General features: G+C 66.2%; 16 protein-coding genes. 1 reads left to right on the top strand and 15 read right to left on the bottom strand.

What is annotated here, in order from left to right; translation table 11 throughout:
• Positions 1 to 181: 181 nt before the first annotated feature.
• The 14 genes from FB461_RS03275 to lepA form a co-directional block, all read right to left on the bottom strand.
• Positions 182 to 2,617 (bottom strand): variant leucine-rich repeat-containing protein, encoded by a 2,436-nt coding sequence (locus tag FB461_RS03275; protein WP_142118934.1) that lies wholly within the window; start codon positions 2,615 to 2,617, stop codon positions 182 to 184.
• A gap of 216 nt (positions 2,618 to 2,833) precedes the next feature.
• The gene (locus FB461_RS03270; RefSeq protein ID WP_142118932.1) at positions 2,834 to 5,167 is read right to left on the bottom strand and encodes a DUF7937 domain-containing protein; all 2,334 of its coding nucleotides are present in this window, start codon (positions 5,165 to 5,167) and stop codon (positions 2,834 to 2,836) included.
• Between the two features lie 135 nt (positions 5,168 to 5,302).
• Positions 5,303 to 6,247 carry a GTPase Era gene (era, locus tag FB461_RS03265; protein WP_142120707.1) on the bottom strand — a complete coding sequence of 315 codons (945 nt, stop codon included), beginning with the start codon at positions 6,245 to 6,247 and terminating at the stop codon, positions 5,303 to 5,305.
• On the bottom strand, positions 6,216 to 7,529 hold the full coding sequence (locus FB461_RS03260) for a hemolysin family protein (RefSeq protein ID WP_142118930.1): 1,314 nt from the start codon (positions 7,527 to 7,529) through the stop codon (positions 6,216 to 6,218). Before FB461_RS03260 ends, era begins: the two co-directional genes overlap by 32 nt.
• A 3-nt stretch (positions 7,530 to 7,532) precedes the next feature.
• Positions 7,533 to 7,985 carry an rRNA maturation RNase YbeY gene (gene ybeY / locus FB461_RS03255; RefSeq protein WP_142118928.1) on the bottom strand — a complete coding sequence of 151 codons (453 nt, stop codon included), beginning with the start codon at positions 7,983 to 7,985 and terminating at the stop codon, positions 7,533 to 7,535.
• A 4-nt stretch (positions 7,986 to 7,989) separates the two neighbouring features.
• Positions 7,990 to 8,943, bottom strand: a complete 954-nt coding sequence (locus tag FB461_RS03250; RefSeq protein ID WP_142120705.1) for a PhoH family protein — start codon at positions 8,941 to 8,943, stop codon at positions 7,990 to 7,992.
• A 53-nt stretch (positions 8,944 to 8,996) separates the two neighbouring features.
• Positions 8,997 to 9,353, bottom strand: coding sequence for a histidine triad nucleotide-binding protein (locus FB461_RS03245; protein ID WP_142118926.1), 357 nt, complete (start codon positions 9,351 to 9,353; stop codon positions 8,997 to 8,999).
• Positions 9,350 to 10,135, bottom strand: a complete 786-nt coding sequence (locus tag FB461_RS03240) for a 16S rRNA (uracil(1498)-N(3))-methyltransferase (RefSeq protein ID WP_142118924.1) — start codon at positions 10,133 to 10,135, stop codon at positions 9,350 to 9,352. The genes FB461_RS03245 and FB461_RS03240 overlap by 4 nt, the downstream gene beginning before the upstream one ends.
• On the bottom strand, positions 10,132 to 11,241 hold the full coding sequence (dnaJ, locus tag FB461_RS03235) for a molecular chaperone DnaJ (RefSeq protein WP_142118922.1): 1,110 nt from the start codon (positions 11,239 to 11,241) through the stop codon (positions 10,132 to 10,134). Before dnaJ ends, FB461_RS03240 begins: the two co-directional genes overlap by 4 nt.
• A gap of 39 nt (positions 11,242 to 11,280) precedes the next feature.
• Positions 11,281 to 12,324, bottom strand: coding sequence for a heat-inducible transcriptional repressor HrcA (hrcA, locus tag FB461_RS03230; RefSeq protein WP_142118920.1), 1,044 nt, complete (start codon positions 12,322 to 12,324; stop codon positions 11,281 to 11,283).
• Between the two features lie 69 nt (positions 12,325 to 12,393).
• On the bottom strand, positions 12,394 to 13,257 hold the full coding sequence (locus FB461_RS03225; protein ID WP_142118918.1) for a DUF3097 family protein: 864 nt from the start codon (positions 13,255 to 13,257) through the stop codon (positions 12,394 to 12,396).
• Positions 13,257 to 15,248, bottom strand: coding sequence for an acyltransferase family protein (locus FB461_RS03220; protein ID WP_142118916.1), 1,992 nt, complete (start codon positions 15,246 to 15,248; stop codon positions 13,257 to 13,259). Before FB461_RS03220 ends, FB461_RS03225 begins: the two co-directional genes overlap by 1 nt.
• A gap of 80 nt (positions 15,249 to 15,328) precedes the next feature.
• On the bottom strand, positions 15,329 to 16,594 hold the full coding sequence (gene hemW / locus FB461_RS03215) for a radical SAM family heme chaperone HemW (RefSeq protein WP_142118914.1): 1,266 nt from the start codon (positions 16,592 to 16,594) through the stop codon (positions 15,329 to 15,331).
• 12 nt (positions 16,595 to 16,606) lie between these two features.
• Positions 16,607 to 18,499, bottom strand: a complete 1,893-nt coding sequence (gene lepA / locus FB461_RS03210) for a translation elongation factor 4 (protein WP_246045989.1) — start codon at positions 18,497 to 18,499, stop codon at positions 16,607 to 16,609.
• A 114-nt stretch (positions 18,500 to 18,613) separates the two neighbouring features.
• On the opposite strand from lepA, the gene FB461_RS03205 reads away from it, so the two are divergent.
• Positions 18,614 to 19,387, top strand: a complete 774-nt coding sequence (locus FB461_RS03205) for a maleylpyruvate isomerase family mycothiol-dependent enzyme (protein WP_142118910.1) — start codon at positions 18,614 to 18,616, stop codon at positions 19,385 to 19,387.
• 74 nt (positions 19,388 to 19,461) lie between these two features.
• Here FB461_RS03205 and FB461_RS03200 read toward each other — a convergent pair whose 3' ends face one another.
• Positions 19,462 to 20,931, bottom strand: a complete 1,470-nt coding sequence (locus FB461_RS03200; protein ID WP_142118908.1) for a glutamate synthase subunit beta — start codon at positions 20,929 to 20,931, stop codon at positions 19,462 to 19,464.
• Positions 20,932 to 21,026: the final 95 nt, after the last annotated feature.

Genomic DNA, 21,026 nt, shown 5'->3' with positions numbered 1-21,026 from the left:
CATCGAATCAGCCGGGCGCGCCTTCCACCGCGACGAGGATCCGGCAGGTTACGCCTCGTCGCGGCAAAGAAGGAGCAGATCCAATGTCAGCGGCCGCATGAACGCTAGTGTACCTCGTGACCGATGCGAACATGGAAATGGCGAGCGACCCGAAGGCCGCTCGCCATTTCCGACGATCGCATCAGTCAGCGGCTGCACCGCAATAGAGATCATCGTCGAAGTACTCACCCGACGCGTTGATCGATCCCTGAACAAAGCTCGTCAGGTCAGGCATGTCGTACATGGCGAGGCAGTAGTCCGTCGCCGACTTGTAGTCCATGACCGCCAGGTACGAGTCCTTGGGCGTGTCATAGCCGTATTCTCCCAGTGACGTCGTATCCGGCCAGTACGTGTCGGCGTTATCGACAAGGTAGGCATCGAGGGCGACCTTCGCCGCGGTCAGTTCGTCGGAGAGTGCGCCAGCCGCGCGATCCGATCCCGAGGAATCCGGTTCGTCACCGGGATCCGTGGTTCCGGTGTCGTCACCCGGGTCGGTCGGGTCCGGAGTGGTGGTACCCAGGTCGCCGAGGTCACCCAAGTCCCCGAGCGAGCCGGGCGAGCCTAGCCCTGCACCTGCGAACAGCGAACTGAGACCCGAGAAGTTCTGCTCGAACCATTCCGGAGTCAATGTGCCTGCCTCCGCAAGAGAGTAGATCTTGGCGGTGACCACGCCGGTGCCATTGGCGAGGGTCGCGGGCAGCGAGATGAACCAGCCCTTGTCCGATTCAACGGCCACGAGCGAGAGTTGGTTGATCCCCAGTGCAGCAAGCCCCTTGAACTCATCGTCACTCAAGCAGATCTTGTCGCGTTGCAGGTATTCGGAGAATAGTGCCGAGCTGAGGCATCCGTCGGCCCACGCGGCCTCGACACTCGCGCCGCTCACGGTCGCCTTGACCTTGAACGAGGACCAGTCCAGCGGGGCAACCCCGTCCTCGGTTCCGCGATTCTTGAATACCGAGTCAGAAATCTCGATGACGGGAACATCCGAAAGTTGGGCCTCTACCTTGCTCAGGTCCGCAACCGGGCCAAGGAAGGCCAGAAGACGACGCTCAGCAGGCGCAAGGGTGTTGACCAGGCCGTCCAGGGCATGGTCTGTTGTGACAGCGTTGAGAGCGGCAACGAATGCCTCCCCGGCGGCCTCCGGCGACTTCGCGCCTTCGACCTTGCCGGCCTCAGCAATCGAGCCACGGGCATCGGCATTGCCGCTGGCAGTGAGTGCCAAGTCGGCGATCGTGAGAAGCGGACTGACGAACCAGCCGCCACCTTCGTGCACCGTCACGACAGACACCGCGAAGTCCTCGGTGCCCTCTTTCTCGCCAGCGGCGGTCTCGGATGTGACGCCGGACTCCGTGAAGGTGAGCTTTACCGGGAAGTTCTTGTCGATCTCATCACGCAACTCCTGCTCGTCTGCGGAGCCGAATGCCTCGTCGAGTCCGGATGCCGACGACCCACCGAGGGACGAGAAGGACTGCGACAACTTCTTGATCGATTCCTGTTGCTTCTTGAACAGTTCAACGGTCTTGTCCGCATCGAGATCAAGTGTCACTGTTCCGCCGACCAGGCTCACGCGTGAGGTTTCGTCCTTGATCAGTTCCTTCTCGGAGTACTTCAGCCCGTCAGTTGTCAGGGTGACGATGTCCGCGTAAGAACTCGGGTCCAGGTCCGCAGTGAGGGACTTCAGCGAGTCGACCTCTTTGAGTGGTCTCGAGATCGCAGCGGAGATCTGGGAGGCATAGTCAGTCTCCACCGTGGAGATCGCGCCTACGACCCCGCGAACGTCACTCTTCGCTGCCGCGTCCAACAGTGTTTCGGTGGCCGCGGTGGGTGTCGCGGAACCGCCCGACTTGTCGAAGAAGAACTTGTAGCCGGCGTAAGCTCCGCCACCGAGGACCAGTGCGCCGGCCACGCTCAAGCCAACGATGAGCGGTGCCTTCGATTTCTTTTGCGGAGCGGGGAGCTCAGCAGTGCCCGCGCCAAGCCCATAACCCTCCGGGCCCACCTGATTGCCGTATCCGGGGTGGCCGTATCCGGGCTGACCAGGAATCGGCTGACCGTATCCGGGCTGTTGAGTCGCGCCGGCCTGACCGTATTCCGGTTGGCCAAATGCGGGCTGAACCGGGCCCTGCGGACCCGGAGCGGGCTGGGCAAATCCCTGCTGATCGTAACCAGCAGGCTGAACAGGTGGGCTGGGATATCCAGGCTGAGTGTCCACCGGCTGTACCGGAGTGGTCCCGCTTGGCGGCGCGCTTTGAGGCTGCGCCGAGGGTGCCTGCGCTGCCGCGGGCTGTTGCGGCGCTACCGGGGGTTGCGGTGTCGAGGGCTGGGGAGCCGAGGACTGCGCGCCGAAACTCGGGGCTGGAGCGCTCGAGGCATTGCGCTGAGCCAGCGCCGTCAAAATGGCGGGGTCACCGGTCGATTGAAGCCACGAAACGAGGTCCGCGGGCGCGGCCGGGTTGGAGGCGAGCGCAACGCGGAGATCAGGTCGCTGGTTGGCGATGGCCGCAAGCACCTCAAGTGGCGTGTTCGGATCCGCCGCATGCGCGGCGGTAAACGAACTCGGGTCAAATTGTTGGGACACTATCGATCCTCTCGTCGGCGGTGCGAACCCCCACGCACGCTTGTCATTTAAGGGTCTGTCGGGTTGATACGGACCGCAAGCGGGTGGCGCAATACTGTCCAAGATCGATACACGGAACAGATTGGCCACGGACGCGGGGGTGCGTTGGCGGCGCGGATATGTCCCATTTCAGCACTGAGGATTCTACTCTCAGCGAACGGTCACGGCACTCTGAGACTAATCATTGCGCTTCGCGATGGCGGCGTCTATAGCGGGATCGCCCAATAGTTTCAACCAATCCACCAACGCGGGGTACGCAGAGGGGTTACCGGCGACGTTGACTCGCAGTTCCGGGGCGTGCTGCACGATCTCCGCCAGCACCTGCTGATCGGTCGCCGGATCGCTTGCTTGGGCCGCCGTGTATGCGTGAGTAGGAACGGACGGCTCAGGCTCGGCCACCTCCTCGGTCGTGCCTGCACTCGGCGAAGCGGGCGCCGAAGCCGGTTCGTAGAGTGCCACTGGCGAAACCGGGCCAGGCTCGGACACCGCGGTCTGCCCCGCAACTGGCGAAGCGGGCGCCGACGCGCCATCGTCCGTCACCGGAGTCGAGCCGGTCAGAGGTGATGGAGTGCTCGTGGAGAGCGGTTCGACTGCCGGAGCCTGATAGGGAGCAATCGGAGGTTGAGGCGCTGCGGAGTGGTAAGGCTGGGACGCATCGGGCTGCGGAGTCTGGAACTGCGGTTGAGGAGCGCCCTGCTGCGGTGGTACCTGGTAGCCGGGTGCGACGGCGTAGCCCTGCTGATACCCCGGAGCGGCTGCTGCAGGACTGTGGGCCAGGCTCGAAAGGGTAGACCGGGCGGCTTTATTTCCAACGAGAGCCAGGATCGCGGCTATCGGTATACCGAACGCCAGTGCCAGGTGACCGAAGGTGATCACGCGGGTGTCGAAGTATTCCGGGGCGATCGACAACTGCACGATTCCCAGGATGAACGCCGTCACGATGCCGACGAATCCGATGAGCCGCGACTCAGCGGCGAGCGCCCAGAGCCGAATTCCAGCGTAGCCAGTCACGCCCGCGGTCAACAGTGCCAACACGAGTGCGGTCACGAGTTTTGCCGTCGACGTGAGGCCATCGTAGTTGCCGATCAGCAGGATCGAGATCGAATTGAGGATCACGAGGAGCGAGATTCCCGCACCGATCCAGAGCAGGACTCCTGCGGAACGGACCGATGATTCGCCGGGCTTTTGATCGTTCTCGGTGATCGTGAACGCAGGCGACGCGAGGATGGCCGCGATCGCCGGAATGAGGAAGAAGCCGAATCCCCAATTGAGCGTCAGTGGCGCGAGAAGGATTCCCAGTGGATTCGGATTGACGATCTCGAAGCGCGGCAGGGTTGATTCATCGTCCAAGCCGAAGAACGAGAACACCAGCAGGACGACGCCGAATGCCACGAATGCACGACGCCACGCCGGCGATCCTGTGATCAGTGCTGCCACGCCCGCGCCAAATGCAATCGCGGTGCTGACCAGCAGCGTGACAATGGCGAGTAGAGCCAGCAGCAAAGCTTTGTCGGCGAATTGATCCGCGTGATCGATGATGAGCCAGATCGATGATGCCAGGATCGCGACTCCCGCGACGCCGAGCCCGCTGAAGAGGATCAGCTTCCACGTCGCGGCGCTTGTCTTGGCACTGGCGGCGTCGAGTTCGAAGCGGCGCGGCGTGGCGAGGAGCGCGGCCGCTGCCAGGCCGAACATCACGGATGAGCCCCAAACGACCGTCTTCGGCTCGGTCACGCCGCCGATGATCACGTGGATCACGACGAGCAGGACGTACGGCACCGGGAGCAGTAGCCGGATCGATCGTGATTGAGCGGCGGCCCAGACCTTGCCGAAAACTCCGGCCCGCCCCAGGTACGGAACACCGACGGCGAGCGCAGACAGCAGGACGATGAGCAGCACCTCGATAAGGTCCCGCGACTGCGCTTCCGATGACCACGTGCCGCGCGCGTTCCACGGCAATGCCAGTGAGATCAGGAACAACACAGCGGCGAGCGAGTCGGTAACGATGTCGGACGTCGCGATTCCCTTGAACGGATTCGTCGTCGCTCGCTGCGGTGCTGGCGCGTACCCCGGGTTTGCCGGAACTCCATAGGCGCCCTGTTGCGCAGGCTGGTATTGAGCTGATTGAGGTTGCGCTGCACCCAGTGGAGCCTGCGGCTGACCGTATGGAACCGGTTGCGACGCAGGGCTCGTGCCTGGCGCACCGCCCGGACCCTGCGGCGGATAGGGCTGGCCCGCCGACTCGGGAACCGGCGTGTACGGGACGCCGCCCGAGGCGGCCTGCTGCGCATAGGGCTGGCCCGCCGATTCGGGCACCGGCGTGTACGGGACGCCGCCCGAGGCGGCCTGCGGCGGATAGGGCTGGCCCGCCGACTCGGGCACCGGCGTGTACGGGACACCGCCGGAGGCGGCCTGCGGTTCGATAGGTGGTTCACCTCGGGATGGTTCGAAGGGCGCACCATTCGCGGCGTCTGGCTCAGGATTCGGGTTTTGCCCGGTCGGGGAAGTCATGAGATTCCTTTCGTGCCTTACGTATGCGACCACCGTCGTGAGCGGGTTCGGCTCAGAGCACGAGACTGCCACGCTTCGGCCGAATTCGCATTCCAGCGTCCCGCCTGCCGGACGAACGCTAAGGAGCGGGACCTGCTAAAACCCGAGTTTTGCGAGTTGCTTCGGATCGCGCTGCCAGTCCTTGGCCACCTTGACGTGCAAGTCGAGGTAGACCCTATCGCCCAGTAGCCGCTCGATCTCGACGCGCGCCTTGGTGCCGACGCTACGCAGCCGCGAACCACTCTTTCCGATGATTATGGCCTTCTGCGATGGCCGCTCGACGTAGATGATCGCGTGGATGTCCACGAGGCGATGAGACTCGTCGCGGCCATCGCGGAGGCCCATCTCCTCGACGACCACTGCGAGCGAGTGGGGCAACTCGTCCCGGACTCCCTCAAGCGCGGCCTCGCGGACCAACTCGGCGACCATGACTGCCTCGGGCTCGTCCGTCAACTCTCCCTCGGGATAGAGCATCGGACCTTCGGGTAGTTCCTTGACGAGCACGTCGGCAAGGTGATCGACCTGGTATCCCCCCGTCGCGCTGACGGGAACGATCTGCTCCCAGCTGCCAAGCTCGGAAATCTCGATGAGATGCTCGGCCAGCCGCTCCGGCGCCACCAGGTCGGACTTGGTGGCAACGGCAACGACCCTCGGTCCGCGACGCCCGCCGGTGACGCCGGCCAGTTGCGCGGCAATGTACCTGTCACCCGGACCGATCCGCTGGTCCGCTGGCAGGCAGAAGACGATCACATCCACTTCCGCGAGCGTATCGCTCACGAGCGTGTTGAGGCGCTCACCCAGGAGCGTCCGAGGCCGGTGCAGCCCCGGAGTGTCGATCAGGATGAGTTGCGCATCCTCGCGCGTGATAATGCCGCGGACGGTGTGGCGCGTCGTTTGCGGACGACCGGAGGTGATCGCCACCTTCTGCCCCACGAGCGCATTGGTCAGCGTCGATTTGCCAGCATTGGGCCGCCCTACCAGGCACGCAAACCCCGATTTGAAATGAGCATTAGTCACGTCCGTTCTCCTGTCCGTCTGCATTGGTGGCCGCTGCGGCGGCAGGTTCATCCTGGCGAACTCTAGACGCGATAACCGTCGCGAGCCGCTTTCGGCGGCCCTCCGAGCGTTCGGCGGTGAGCTGAACCCCGTTGATCTCTGCCTGCGCGCCGGGCAACGGGACGCGCCCGATCAGTTTGGCGAGTAGTCCGCTGACCGTATCGACGTCGTCATCGTCGATCTCGATGCCGAACAGCGAGCCGAGCTCGTCCAACGGGCACCGCGCCGGGACGCGGAACGTGTCGCCTCCCAGGTCCTCGATTTCGGGGGCGGCGGTATCGTGCTCGTCCGTGAGTTCGCCCACGATCTCCTCGATCGCGTCCTCGATCGTGACGAGCCCGGCGATTCCGCCGTATTCGTCGACGACGAGCGCCACGTGAGAGGACGCGGCCTGGAATTCGCGCAGCAGAGAGTCGACCGGTTTGGACTCCGGGACGAACATGGCCGGTCGCATGACCTCTCCGACCTTGCGGCCCAGCGCGACGCTCTCGCGGCCCAGGCCGGCAGCCTCTATCACTCGCACGAGATCCTTGAAGTACAGCACGCCGAGCATGTCGTCAGTGGACTCGCCGATAACGGGCACGCGCGAATAGCCCGATCTCAGGAACAACCTGAGCCCCTTACGCAGCGTTTCCTGCTCGTTGATCGAGATCATGTCGGTGCGCGGGACCATCACCTCACGCGTGAGGGTATGCGACAGCTCTACGACGGACTGGAGCATCTTCCGCTCGTCAGCCTCTATCACGCCCGATTCCTCGGCCCGGTCGACCATATCGACGATCGCACCGCTTGGCCCCTCCTCGCGCGCGGTCGGCCTGGTCGCGACGGCCCACGGTGCCAGCCTGGCGATTCGCAGGGTCGCCGAGAGCAGCCCACTTGCCCACCCCAGCGTGCTACCAGGTCGGTTCCGTCCGATAGTCCTCGGACTGACCCGAACCAGCAGAAGCGCGATGACGATGGACACGCCCGAGGCGATGATCAGAACCAGCCACCATGCGTCAACGAGGGCGCCGATCGCAACCGTGAGGCAAACCGCTGCGATGGTCTCGGAGATGACTCGCACCAGTGCGGCCGCCGAGGCGGTGCGCTGCGGATCGGCCGAGATGCGGTTCAACCGTGCCTCAGCGTTCGGCTTGCGCGCGATCAGGTCGGCGACCTGGGATCTGGAGGCGCGCAACGTCGCTGCCTCCCCCGCACTCAGCAGGGCGGCAAGCACGTTGCCCGCGAGCGCGAGGAGGAAGAGCAGTTCAATCGGTGCGGTTCCCACCGGTCACCGGCCCGCGAGGAAGGTGAGCAGCAACTTTCGCTGCAGCGCGAACATCTCCCGCTCTTCCTCGGGCTCCGCGTGGTCGTATCCCAGGAGATGCAGGATGCCATGGGTGGTCAGTAGCAGGAGTTCCTCCGTCGTCGAGTGTCCCGAGGTCGCCGCCTGTCGCGCGGCAACCTCGGGGCAGAGCACGACATCGCCCAGCAACCCCTCCGGTGCGGGATCGTCGACGCGACCGGGCCGCAACTCGTCCATGGGGAAACTCAGCACGTCCGTCGGGCCGGGCTCGTCCATCCAGGCGACATGCAATTCGGTCATGGGTTCGACCTCGACGAAGAGGATTGACAGTTCGGTGCGCGGATGCAGGTGCATCTCGTCCATCACGAACTTCGCCAGCGCCGCGAACTCGGCCTCGTCCACCTCGTAGCCGGACTCGTTGTTAACCTCGATGCCCACGTGCTTATCTCCTCGTTCGCTGGGTTCGCTCGGAGTGCGGGCCGCGAACGACGTCCCACCTTCCGTACGCGTCGATGATGTCCGCTACCAGTCGGTGGCGCACCACATCGGCCGACCCGAGGTGGCAGAACGCCACGTCGTCCACGCCCACGAGGATGTCCTCGATGACCCGCAGGCCAGATGTCACGCCGCCGGGCAGGTCCACCTGCGTGATATCGCCGGTGATAACCATCTTCGAGCCGAATCCCAGGCGGGTCAGGAACATCTTGAGCTGCTCCATCGAGGTGTTCTGCGCTTCGTCGAGGATGATGAAAGCGTCGTTGAGGGTGCGTCCGCGCATGTAGGCGAGCGGCACCACGTCGACCGTGCCGGATTCGATGAGCCGCGGCAGCAGGTCCGGCTCCAGCATGTCCCTCATCGCGTCGTAGAGCGGCCGCAGGTACGGGTCGATCTTCTCGCTGAGCGAGCCGGGCAGGTAACCGAGTCGCTCCCCGGCCTCGACCGCGGGCCGCGTCAGCACGATCCTGGACACCTGCTTGGCCTGCCACGCCTGAACGGCTTTCGCCACGGCCAGGTAGGTCTTTCCGGTCCCTGCGGGGCCGATGCCGAACGTGATCGTATTCGCGTCGATGGAATCGACGTAGGCGCGCTGTCCGACGGTCTTGGGGCGAACGCTACGCCCGCGATTGCTGACGATGTCGACGCTCATGACGTCCGCCGGGCGGCTAGGCGTCGCGTCCGCCAGCATCTCGATCGACCGCCGCACGACATCGGCGTTCAGCTCAACTCCGAGTTGCAGCAGTTCGATCAACTCGTCCAAGAGCCGCGTGACCATGACCGACTGCGAGTGCGGACCGGATATGGTGATCTCGTTCCCGCGAACGTGAATGTCGGCGGCGGGGAAGCCCGCCTCGATAACCCGCAGCACCTCGTCTGCAGGGCCGACCAGCGCGGCCATGTCGATGGCCGTGGGCACGATGACGCGATGGGTGCGCAGGGATGCCGGTTCACTCACGCGGGAGACCAGCCCAATTGCGCACCGGCCAGCACGTGCGCATGCACATGGAACACGCTCTGTCCGGCGCGCGGTCCCGAGTTGAAGATGAGCCGGAACTGACCGTCGGCCAGCGTTCCGGCGACCTGGTCCGCGAGCGAGACGATGTCGGCGAGCAGTTCCGGATCGGCGGCTGCCACCTGCGCCACATCGCCGTAGTGCTTCTTGGGCACGACGAGCACGTGCACGGGCGCCTGCGGGTCTATGTCGTTGAACGCGACGGCGCTGTCCGTCTCAGCCACGATGGTCGACGGCAGATCGCCCGCGACGATGCGGCAGAAGATGCAGTCGGAATTCGAGGTTGCTGAAGTCATGCGTCGAGCCTATCGCGTCGTCCCCACAAGCCCCACACGACACTGAGGGCGCTGAGCGCCGCAGGACCAGCCGTCGATGTGCGCAGGACATGCGGCCCGAGGTGTGCAGATTGCGCGCCCGCGGCGGCGAACTCGGCCAGTTCGCTGGGGTCGATACCGCCCTCGGGACCGACGACGAGCCACACCTGCGCCCCTGGGGCGACCGGCTTGGGCACGTCGGCCAGAGACCGTGGCGCGTCAGCATCGAGGACGAGGACTACGCCGCCATCGGCCACGACTTGCTGGATCCGCTGCGCGAGCGCATTGCCGACCACCAACTCACCAAGCGCGGGATGCCAGCTACGGCGGGACTGCTTGCTCGCCGATATGAGGCCCTCGCGCCACTTGGCGTGCGCCTTGCCCGCGCGCTCGCCGCGCCACTTGACCACGCAGTTGCGGGCCTGCCATGGCACGACGCCAGACACGCCCAGTTCGGTGGCGGTCTGGATGGCCAGGTCGTCGCGGTCGCCCTTCGCGAGCGCCTGCACGAGGGTGAAGCGCACGGCGGGTTCAGGCTCGGTGACGACCTCGGATACCCGAACCGTCAGGGACTTGCCGCTCGTCTGATCGACGTGCCCCGTGATGCGCGTTCCCGCGCCGTCCACGAGCTCGATGGGTTCGCCTGGCGCGAGGCGCTGCACCTGGGCTGCGTGCCGTCCCTCCGGCCCGTCGACAGGCACGGTTCCACCGACCCTGGCCGCGCGGGCGACCTGGGGCGTGACGACGAATACGGATGCGCTCACGGGCGTCCTGCGAGCTTTTCGCGCAAGCGCGAGAACACGCCGCGCGAGGTCGAATGCATCCGCGCTGCCGGGCGCTCCTCGCCGCGAAGGCTGGCGAGTTGCTGCAGGAGTTCCGTCTGTTCGGGGGTGAGGTCCTCGGCGATCTCAACCTCCACGTGCACGTTGAGGTCCCCTCGGCCTGACGCCTGCAGCCTGCCCACGCCCAGACCATCGAGGGTGAGCACCTCGTCCGGCTGCGTGCCCGGCGGGATGTCGAGGCTCTGGAGGCCATCGAACGTCTCGATCTCGATCATGGTGCCCAGTGCCGCGGCCGTCATGGGCAGGCTGACCGTGCAGTGCAGGTCATCGCCGTTGCGCGTGAAAGTGTCGTCTGCGCGCACTCGGATCTCCAGGTAGAGGTCGCCGGACGGGCCGCCGCCGGGCCCCACCTCGCCCTGACCGCGCAGGCGAACGCGGTTGCCGGTCTCCACGCCCGCCGGGATCTCGACGGTGATGGCCCGCACCGACCGCACGCGTCCCTGGCCTCCGCATTCGACGCACGGCGATGGAATGACGGTGCCGTGGCCGTGGCATACGGCGCACGGGGCGCTCGTCATGACCTGGCCGAGGATCGACCGGGCCATGCGGTTGACGGTGCCGCGCCCCTGGCAGGTCGTGCACGTCTGGGGGGAGGTACCCGGAGCGCAGCACGAACCGTTGCAGGTGTCACAAAGGACTGCCGTCTGCACCTTGATCTCGCGGTTCGCGCCGAACACGGCGTCGCGTAGTTCCACCACGATCTCCTTGAGGGCGTCGTCCCCGCGGCGGACGCGTGGCACGGGCCCCTGGGGACGGCCACCGCCGAAGAAGCTCTCAAAGATGTCCTGGAAGCCGAATCCGGCAGCTCCCCCACCTGGCTGGCTGGGATCCACGCCCATGTCGTACTGCTCGCGCTTCTGCGCGTTCGACAAGACCTCGTAGGCGTGCGAGACCTCCTTGAACCTGTCCGCCGATTCTTCGCCTGCGACATCCGGGTGTAGTTCGCGGGCGAGCTTGCGGTAGGCCTTCTTGATCTCCTCGGGCGAAGCGTCGCGCGCGACGCCGAGTACAGCGTAGTAATCAGTCACGTGGGTTCTTTCCTGAAGTGGCGTGATGTGTGGGTGGTATCAGGGCGCGACGATGCGCGACAGGTACCGGGCGATCGCCCGTACCGCGCTGATCGTCGCGGGGTAGTTCATGCGCGTGGGGCCGATGGCGCTGATGGTGGCGACCAGGTCTGGGCCGTTGCCGTAGCCGGAGGTGACGACGGAGGCACCCGCCAGCGCGTCGACCTGCGTCTCGCTGCCGATCCTCACCGAGACCGGCGTGGTGTCGGCGGCCATCTCGTGGAACAACCGCAGGAGCACGACCTGCTCCTCTAGGGCCTCCAGCATCGGGCCGAGGCTGGTCTCGAAGCCCATGTGCGGCGTGACGAGGTTCGCCGTCCCGGCAGTGACTATTCGTTCCTCGCGTTCCTCGCCGAGCGTATCCAGGACGAGATCCGCGAGGCGCCGGGCGATCGCCGAGTATTCGGGAGCGGTTTGCGCCACGGCGGTATCGAAGGCCTCTCCGAGATCGCCCACTCGCCGCCCGTCGGCGGCCTTGTTGAGCCGCGCCCGCAGTTCGCCGAGGGAGGCCTCGTCCACGGTCAGGTCGAGCGTGACCCGACGCTGCTCCACCCTGCCCGTGTCCGTGATGATGACGACGAGCACGGCGCGTTCGTCGAGTTGGACGAGTTCGAGATGGCGCAGTCCGGAGTGCCGCAGCGAAGGGTACTGCACCACGGCTAGCTGACCGGTGAGCTGCGCGAGGAGTTGGCTTGCCCGCAGGATTACGTCGTCCAGGTCAACGCCACCGCCGATGAACGTCTCGACTGCCCGGCGCTCGGACGCCGACATGGGCTTCACGGTGGCCAGCCGGTCGACGAACAGCCGGTATCCCTTGTCGGTTGGGATGCGCCCGGCCGAGGTGTGTGGTTGCGCGATGTAGCCCTCGTCCTCGAGGATCGCCATGTCGTTGCGGATGGTCGCGGACGACACCCCCAAGTGGTAACTCTCGGCGACGGACTTGGAGCCGACCGGCTCGCGCGTGGCGACGTAGTGCTCGATGACCGCACGCAGGACGCTTGCCCGGCGATCCTGCGTCGAACTGCGCTGCTGTCCGTCAGACATGTCACCTCCCGCGACAACGCGATCCGCGTCGCCACGCGGATCAGCACTCCAACCCTACGAGTGCTAATTCTACGCGGTAACCGGGTCGATAGTGACGAAGTCGATGAGGTTTTCCACAGGCCCGAGTAGTTCGGGTTCGAGATCCTTGTACGAGTGCACGCGGCCAAGGAGCCCTTTCCACCCCAGCGCCACGTCCTCCTGCGTCGTGTTCGGGCGTCCCAGCGCGGCCAGTATCCCGCGCTTCCACTCCATGCTCCGCGGCACCGCCGGCCAGTTCCGGAGCCCTGCGACCTCAGGTTTGATCGCCTGCCACACGTCAACGAACGGGTGCCCCACGATCAGCAGCGCATCAGCGGGCCACTGCGACCGCACCCGGCTCACGGCGCGGTCCTCCTTGGATCCGGCGACGAGGTGATCCACGAGCACGCCGATCCGCGACTCGCGCGTGGGGCGTACGACGGAAAGGACCTCTTCGAGGTTGTCGACACCGTGCAGTAACTCGACGACGACGCCCTCGATGCGAAGATCGTCGCCCCAGATCTTCTCGATCAGCTCGGCGTCGTGCGCTCCCTCCACCCAGATGCGGCTGGGCTGCGCCACGCGATCCGGTGCGTCGTGCACCGCGACCGACCCGGAAGCCGTGACGACGGGCCGGACGTTCACCGGCGCCGCCAGTACCGGCACGAGTTCGACCGGCTTGCCGTCGATCCAGAAGCCCGGGCCCATCGGGAAGGTACGCCTGCGCCCGCGGGCGTCCTCGAGGACGACGACGCGCTGGCCCCCTGACTTCTCCACGCGGAGGATCGCGCCGACCCAGCCCGTCGTGACCTCCTCCACCACGAGGCCCCGGGCCGCTGGCACTTTCTTGGAAGTGACAGGCCTGCGGTGGTGGGCGCTGCCCCCCGAGAGAATGTCCTGGCCGTATCGGTCCATCACTTGCCTCCTGCGACGGGAAACACCCGCTGGGCCTCCTGAAGCGCCGCCACGATCGCCTTGGCGTACACGCCCGTACGGGCGGGCTTCGGGTGGATGCCATCCGCGCCGAATATCTTCGTGTTCTTCGCTGCCACCTTGTCCCAGTCCGCGACGACGACGTTCGGGTACTTCTTCGGTGCGGCACGCAGCACCTTGTTTGTCGGCTTGATCCAGCTGCGATCCGCATGCCCGGTCACGAGCACTACCGCATGGTCCGGACCGATCTCCGCCATGAGTTTCGACAGTTGACGGCTGTCCACTGTCGAGTTCGTACCCAAAGCGAGGACGAGGTAGGGGCGCAGTTTGTTTCTCTTGCGAAGCTTGGGAACGATCTCGATAGCGTCCGCCAGGCTTCTGCCGACCGCAGCGCTGACCGCGACCTTGGGAAGTTCCTTGGCGATCGACTTGGCCGATGCGATCGTCACCGAATCGCCGATGATCGTGACGTTCGCCCCGGATGGGTTCGGCGCGGTGAGTTTGGCTGCGTCCGCTCCGGGCCCCGCCGGCTCGGCGGGCTGATCAGGCACCACCGGCTGGGCGGGTACGGTCTCGGGTTCGGACGAGTCATCCATGTCGTCGTCCGAGAGCAGTTCGAGATCGGCCGATTCGTCCAGTTCCGCCAGCAGCTCCGCACCGGCCGAGAGCTGGCGGTCGAGGGCAGTGGTCTGAGCGGGGCGCACTACGGCATGAGCGGTTCCAGCGACGGCGATCAACGCGACCAGCGCGCCGGTCGCCACCGTTGCACGCATCCGTGCCGGAGCCGCCGGGCCCAGGGCCCGTAGCGCACCGCGCGCTGTCATGCGGAAGCCGAGCCTGCGCACGGGCTGCTCAAGGTACCGATATGACAGCCCCGCCAGTGTTACGGTCACGGCGATGACGATGGGCATCCGCAGCCACGATGACAGGTTCGGCGCGGCGTAGTAGAGCACCACGATGACAGGCCAGTGGAACAGGTAGAGACCGTAGGACCGAGTGCCCACCCAGGCCAGGCCACCCCTCTCTGCGCGCTGAGCCGCCCCAGGAATGCACAGGATTCCCAGCAGAATGACCGCGGTTGCCGCGCTCGCCGCCGTAATGCCGTAGTCGTAGGTGGCCGCGGCATTCCATTGCAGGGTGGCCGCGAGCGCGCACACGATGCAGACTCCCACGGCCAGCATGAGTACGCCCGCGAGCCGCGCCCCACGCGTGCCACGCACCCGGCCCAGGAACCGGGCGCCCGCCCCGCTCGATACTGCAGCGGCCAGGGCACCGCCGAGCATCAATCCGATCAGATGCGTATCCGTCCCGTAGTAGACCCGCGACGGGTCGCCATCCGGCTGCGCCATCACGGCCATTGAGATCGCCGAGGCCGCTCCCAATGCGAGGCAGAGCGCGAGGATGACTGCCATGGGGCGGGCAGGGATCAATCGTCCCCATCCCCGTCGCCGGGCCAGGCGCGGGGCGAACGCGAGCAACAGGGCCAGCGCCAGCGGCCAGATCAGGTAGAACTGCTCCTCGACGGCGAGCGACCACAGGTGCGTGAAGAGGTCGGGATGGAGTCCGCTCGCGTAGGACGAGCCGGCGGCGATGTAAAGCCAGTTCGACGTGAAGGTCACGGCGCCGAGCACCTGCGTGCGGATGCCGACGAGGATATCGTCGCCCACCGCACCAGCCACGGCCGTCGCGAGCCCCACCACTGCGAACAGTGCGGGTAGCAGGCGCCGGGCTCGCCGCCGCCAGAAGTCCACGACCTCGAACGAGCGCTCAGTTCGCCAGCGGCGGATGAGGAGTCCGGTGATCAGGAAGCCGGAGACGACGAAGAAGACGTCAACCCCGAGGAAGCCGCCGGGAAAAGTTTGCGGTGCCAGGTGATAGACGAAAACGAGGACGACTGCTAGGGCACGCAGTGCATCGAGACCGGCTATCCGGGTCGCGAAAACGTCGGGTGACACCCGCTGCTGCTTCGCCATTACGATCCGTCCACCACTTCCCACGACTGCACCATGATAGGGAGCATTACCGAACTGCACATGTCATCGCGGCGAACATGTCACGACGTGAGCTGATCGACGATCCCGTCGGCCAGCAGCCGGCCTTGCCGGGTGAGGACGAGACGCCCGCCGATCGCAGCGGGGCCGTCCATCAGGCCGCGGGCGATGAGGCCCGCGACCTCTCGCCGGTTCTCGTGTGCCACGGCGTCGATCGGCAGCCCTTCGCGTAGCCGGATGCCCAGCATGATCGTCTCCAGCTCGCGCGACTGAGAGCCGATCCATTCGCGGCCCGCCGCCGCGCCGCGCCCGCGTTCTAGGTGCGTCGCGTATGTTCGCGGGTGCTTGACGTTCCACCAGCGTAGCGACTGGGGCCGGGAATCGGCGCCCGCATAGACCGCGGTGAGGTGGGAGTGCGCTCCCGGGCCGATGCCCCACCAGTCGTAACCACGCCAGTAGGCGAGGTTGTGGCGGCACATGGCATCCTCCCCGCCCGACGCCTTGGCCCAGTTGGAAATCTCGTACCACTGGAAGCCGGCCGCGGACAGCGCGTCGTCGACGGCCTCGTACTTGTCGGCCTGATCGTCGGGGTCCGGCAAGGGAACATCGCCGCGACGGACCTGGACCGCGAGCTTCGTGCCCGGCTCGACTGTCAGCGCATAGGCGGATACGTGATCGGGATCGCACTCGATCGCCGCCGTCACGCTCGTGAGCCAGTCCGTCAGCGATTCGCCGGGGGTGCCGTAGATCAGGTCGAGCGAAACTTGTAGGCCAGCCTCCTTGGCCCACGTCACGACTTTCGGGATGCGTTCGGGGTCGTGCGTGCGCTCTAGCGTATGGAGCACGTGCGGAACGGCCGACTGCATGCCGAACGAGACTCGCGTGAATCCGGCATCGGCCAGGGTCGCGAGGTAGGCCTCGTCCACCGAATCGGGATTGGCCTCCGTGGTCACCTCGGCGCCGGGCGCCAAATCCCACGAGGCTCGCAGCGAATGCAGGATCGCGGCGAGGTCGGCCGCCGGCAGGATCGTCGGCGTGCCGCCCCCGAAGAACACGGTCTCGAGTGCGCGCGGCGCAAAGCCCGCTTCATCGAGTTGCCGACGAGCCAGATCGATCTCACGTGCGGCCGTCGCGGCGTAGTTCGCCTGGTCGCCGCCCCCGCCCAGTTCCGTGGCGGTGTACGTGTTGAAATCGCAGTATCCGCAGCGCACCCGGCAGAACGGCACGTGCACGTATGCGGAGAACGGCGACGATCCGGCAGGAGCGCGCGCTCCGGCGAGCGGGCCCTCGCTGGGAACCGCATCGCCCTGAGGCAGGTCAGGAGCCATGAGGAAGCAGGGTCACTTCTTCTTGGATTCCTTGGAATCCTTCGTTGACTGCTCGGAGGAGAGCGCCGCAATGAAGGCCTCCTGTGGCACGTCGACGCGACCGATCGTCTTCATGCGCTTCTTGCCCTCCTTCTGCTTCTCGAGCAGCTTGCGCTTGCGCGAGATGTCGCCGCCGTAGCACTTTGCCAGGACGTCCTTGCGAATGGCGCGGATCGTCTCGCGGGCGATCACGCGCGATCCGACCGCCGCCTGGATCGGGACCTCGAACTGCTGACGCGGGATGAGGTCCTTCAGCTTCGACGTCATCATGACGCCGTACGCATAGGCCTTGTCCTTGTGCACGATCGCACTGAACGCATCGACCTGCTCCCCCTGGAGCAGGATATCGACCTTCACGAGGTCGGCCACCTGCTCGCCCGACGGCTCGTAGTCGAGCGAGGCATAACCGCGGGTCTTGGACTTCAGGTGATCGAAGAAGTCGAACACGATCTCCGCTAGCGGCAGCGTGTAGCGCATCTCCACGCGGTCGGCGGAGAGGTAGTCCATGCCGAGCAGGTCGCCGCGGCGCGTCTGGCAGAGCTCCATGATCGCCCCGATGAACTCACTGGGCGCGAGGATGGTGGCCCGCACGATCGGCTCGCGGACCTCCTTGATCTTGCCGCCCGGGAACTCGCTCGGGTTCGTGACGTGCACCTCGCTGCCGTCCTCCTGCACCACGTCGTAGATGACGTTCGGCGCGGTGGAGATGAGGTCGAGGCCGAACTCGCGATCAAGGCGCTCGCGCACGATCTCAAGGTGCAGCAGGCCGAGGAAGCCGACGCGGAAACCGAAGCCCAGCGCGACCGACGTCTCCGGCTCGTAGTTGAGGGCCGCGTCGTTGAGTTTGAGTTTGTCGAGCGCGTCGCGCAGCACCGGATAGTCCGAGCCGTCGATCGGATACAGGCCGGAGAACACCATCGGCTTCGGATCGGAGTATCCCGAGAGCGCCTCGGTCGCGCCATTGTGCAGCGACGTGACGGTGTCACCGACCTTCGATTGGCGGACGTCCTTCACGCCGGTGATCAGGTAACCGACCTCGCCCACACCGAGCCCTGTGGTCGGGATCGGTTCCGGCGAGATGACGCCGATTTCCAGGAGTTCGTGGGTGGCGCGAGTCGACATCATCGAGATGCGCTCGCGCGGATTGAGGGCGCCATCGACCACCCGGACGTACGTCACCACCCCGCGGAACGTGTCGTAGACGGAGTCGAAGATCATGGCCCGGCTCGGGGCATCGGGGTCACCCACCGGGGCGGGCACTCGTTGGACGATCCGGTCCAGCAGTTCGCCGACGCCCTGGCCGGTTTTGCCGGAAACTTTGAGCACGTCGCTCGGGTCGACGCCGACCAGCCCGGCGATCTCCTCGGCGTACTTCTCGGGCTGCGCGGCGGGCAGGTCGATCTTGTTGAGTACCGGAATGATCTCGAGATCGTTGTCGAGTGCGAGGTACAGGTTGGCCAGCGTCTGCGCCTCGATGCCCTGCGCCGCGTCCACAAGCAGGACCGCTCCCTCACAGGCCGCGAGCGAGCGCGAGACCTCGTAGGTGAAGTCGACGTGGCCCGGAGTGTCGATCATGTTGAGCGCGAAGGGCTGCTCGACGCCGTCCTCGCCGATGTAAGCCCAGGGCATGCGAACGGCCTGCGACTTGATCGTGATGCCGCGCTCGCGCTCGATGTCCATCCGGTCGAGGTACTGGGCGCGCATCGCCCTTGCCTCGACGACGCCGGTCAACTGCAGCATGCGGTCGGCGAGAGTCGACTTGCCGTGGTCGATGTGGGCGATGATGCAGAAGTTGCGCAAAAGCTCTGGCGCTGTCGCCGCCGGTCGAATCCGCTGGCTAGCGGCCTGGCTCGGAATAGGTGACACAGTGATTGAGGCTCTCAGATGCATAAGGGAACGAGTTGTCAGGTGCGCGTCGGCATGCCCGCGATCCACCATTGTCCCATGGCCGACCCTCGGTGCGGATGAGGAGGCGATGCGGTGTCGTATCCCGCCGACGGGCTTGGCAACGAGCAGGCAGCGACCGACAATGGCCACATGCCACCTCGCGCCGCCGACTATCCGGAGATCCTGACGCGGTTGCAGGCGGAATTCGCCGGGCTACTCGAAACCACGGACCCGGAGACCCCGGTGACGACCTGCGCGCCCTGGCGCGTGGCCGACCTCGCCCTGCATCTCGGCGGCGTGCACATCTGGGCTGCCGCAATGATGCTCGGCGTCGACCTCGCTATGGACGATCCGGTGCGGCCGCGGTCCAGGCCGGTAATCGACCGGTTCTATCGCGGTGCCGCGGGCATGCTGACCGAGTCCATCGCCACGATCGACCCTGCCGCGCCCGCGCTCACCTTGGTCGGCCCTGGTCCCGCGGGGTTTTGGCATCGCCGGCAGGTGCACGAGACGCTCATCCACCTGTGGGATCTAGCCAACTGCTCGGGAGCGCCAATCCACGCGGTAACTGCGACCATGTGGGCCGACTGCGCGGACGAGGTGCTCACTGTGATGGCCCCGCGTCAGGTTCGACTCGGGCGCATGCCGGACGCATTCGGCGCACTCCGCCTGTCAGCGATAGACACGGGTGACAACTGGACCTGGTCCGCTCGTCCGGATCAGGTTCCCGAAGCCGAGATCAGCGGCACGGCGGAATCGCTTGCGCTTCTGCTGTGGCGGCGGCTACCCATTGATTCGTCCGGGATCTCGGTCGCCGGCGACGAGGAGGCCGCACGCCGGTTCGCCGCACTTCCCCTCACCCCCTAGGGGCAGCGGGCGCGGCCCCGTATAGACAGTGGGTGCGGCGAGGTGTGCGAGGTCCGGTGGCGCGAGTGATGAGGTTAGGCCGTCATCGACTGCGTGTGAGCCGTGATGGGGCGGTGCAGTTGGGTGTCGCCGGAGAGGTACTCGTCCACCGCCGCCGCCACCGACCTGCCCTCGGCGATCGCCCAGACGATGAGCGATTGCCCGCGGCCCGCGTCGCCCGCGACGAACACGCCCTCCTGGCAGGTTGTGAAGGCCTCGTCCCGTTCGATTCGCCCGCGTTCATCGACCGGGAGACCCCAGCGCGCGAACTCGTCCGCCGGGACGCCGACAAAGCCCATGGCGAGGATCACCAGGTCGGCGTCGAGCCGCAACGCGTCCGCACTCGTCGGCGCGAATCGGCCGTCCGCGAACGCGACCTCGTCCAGGACCACGCCGGACACGCGCTCGCCGTCTGTGGACTCAAACGCCGAAGTGGCCAACCGATACAGGCGTTCGCCGCCCTCCTGGTGAGAGCTGGTCACCTTGTAAACCTGCGGGTGAACAGGCCAGGGCTGATGCGCGGCACGACTTTTCGGCGGCTTCGGCATGATCTCCAGCTGGGTGATCGAAGCGGCGCCCTGCCGCACTGCCGTCCCGACGCAGTCCGAACCGGTATCGCCGCCGCCGATCACGACAACGCGCTGCCCTCGAGCATCCCAGAGTTCCTCGTTCGGCAGGCCGTGCACCCTCCTGGTCGCGGGCACCAGGTAGTCCATCGCCTGGATCACGCCGCGTAGGTCGCGCCCCGGTACCTGCATGTCGCGCGGCACCGTCGACCCGGCGGCGATGATGACAGCATCGAACCGGTCGCGTAGTTCGTCCGGAGTAACGTCGACGCCGACGTCAACCCCTAGGTGGAACGCCGTCCCCTCCTGGCGCATCTGCTCGACTCGGCGATCCACGACGGCTGCCGACATCTTGAATTCGGGAATCCCATAGCGCAGCAATCCGCCCGGCGCGTCCGCCTTCTCGAACACTGCCACGCTGTGTCCGCTCCGCGTGAGTTGCTGGGCCGCCGCCAAGCCAGCGGGTCCCGAGCCGACGACGGCGACTCGCTTCGCCGAATGGGCCTGCGCCGGCTGAGCCTGGATCACGCCGCGAGCGAAGGCCTCCTCCGCGATCGTGAGTTCGATGTTGCGGATCGTCACCGCCGGATCGGTTATGGACAGGACGCACGCGGACTCGCAGAGCGCCGGGCACAATCGCCCGGTGATCTCGGGGAAGTTGTTGGTGGCGTGGAGACGCTCGCTGGCGTCGCCCCAGTGCTCCTGGCGTGCGAGGTCATTCCAGTCCGGGACGAGGTTTCCGAGCGGGCAGGAGAAGTGGCAGAACGGCACGCCGCAATCCATGCACCGGCCGGCCTGACGGGCTGCGACCGAGCGATCCTCGACCGTGAGAGGCAGGCACGCCCGCACCTCGTCCCAGTCCCGTACTCGTTCGTCGACCGAACGATCTGCTGGAATCTCGCGGGCACGAGAAACCAAGAATCCCCGAGGATCCGCCATCGCGGCACCTTTGCGTCTGTAGAAAGTCGGCGGCATCGCCTAGTTCAATCTATGCGCCGAAGGCGGCGGGCGACCCGCACAAAAGTCCCAGGGCT

It is taken from the genome of Rarobacter faecitabidus (genome assembly GCF_006716265.1).
Classification (GTDB): Bacteria; Actinomycetota; Actinomycetes; order Actinomycetales; family Cellulomonadaceae; genus Rarobacter; species Rarobacter faecitabidus.
The sequence above is the reverse complement of the archived record's forward strand: the minus strand, read 5'-3'. Positions and strand labels throughout refer to the sequence as shown.

Excerpts from the sequence above, each read along its gene's own strand:
- FB461_RS03270 (WP_142118932.1), bottom strand. The coding sequence starts at position 5,167 with ATGACTTCCCCGACCGGGCAAAACCCGAATCCTGAGCCAGACGCCGCG.
- era (WP_142120707.1), bottom strand. The coding sequence starts at position 6,247 with ATGCAGACGGACAGGAGAACGGACGTGACTAATGCTCATTTCAAATCG.
- FB461_RS03250 (WP_142120705.1), bottom strand. The coding sequence starts at position 8,943 with ATGGCCGCGCTGGTCGGCCCTGCAGACGAGGTGCTGCGGGTTATCGAG.
- FB461_RS03245 (WP_142118926.1), bottom strand. The coding sequence starts at position 9,353 with ATGACTTCAGCAACCTCGAATTCCGACTGCATCTTCTGCCGCATCGTC.
- hrcA (WP_142118920.1), bottom strand. The coding sequence starts at position 12,324 with ATGTCTGACGGACAGCAGCGCAGTTCGACGCAGGATCGCCGGGCAAGC.
- FB461_RS03225 (WP_142118918.1), bottom strand. The coding sequence starts at position 13,257 with ATGGACCGATACGGCCAGGACATTCTCTCGGGGGGCAGCGCCCACCAC.
- FB461_RS03220 (WP_142118916.1), bottom strand. The coding sequence starts at position 15,248 with ATGGCGAAGCAGCAGCGGGTGTCACCCGACGTTTTCGCGACCCGGATA.
- hemW (WP_142118914.1), bottom strand. The coding sequence starts at position 16,594 with ATGGCTCCTGACCTGCCTCAGGGCGATGCGGTTCCCAGCGAGGGCCCG.
- FB461_RS03200 (WP_142118908.1), bottom strand. The coding sequence starts at position 20,931 with ATGGCGGATCCTCGGGGATTCTTGGTTTCTCGTGCCCGCGAGATTCCA.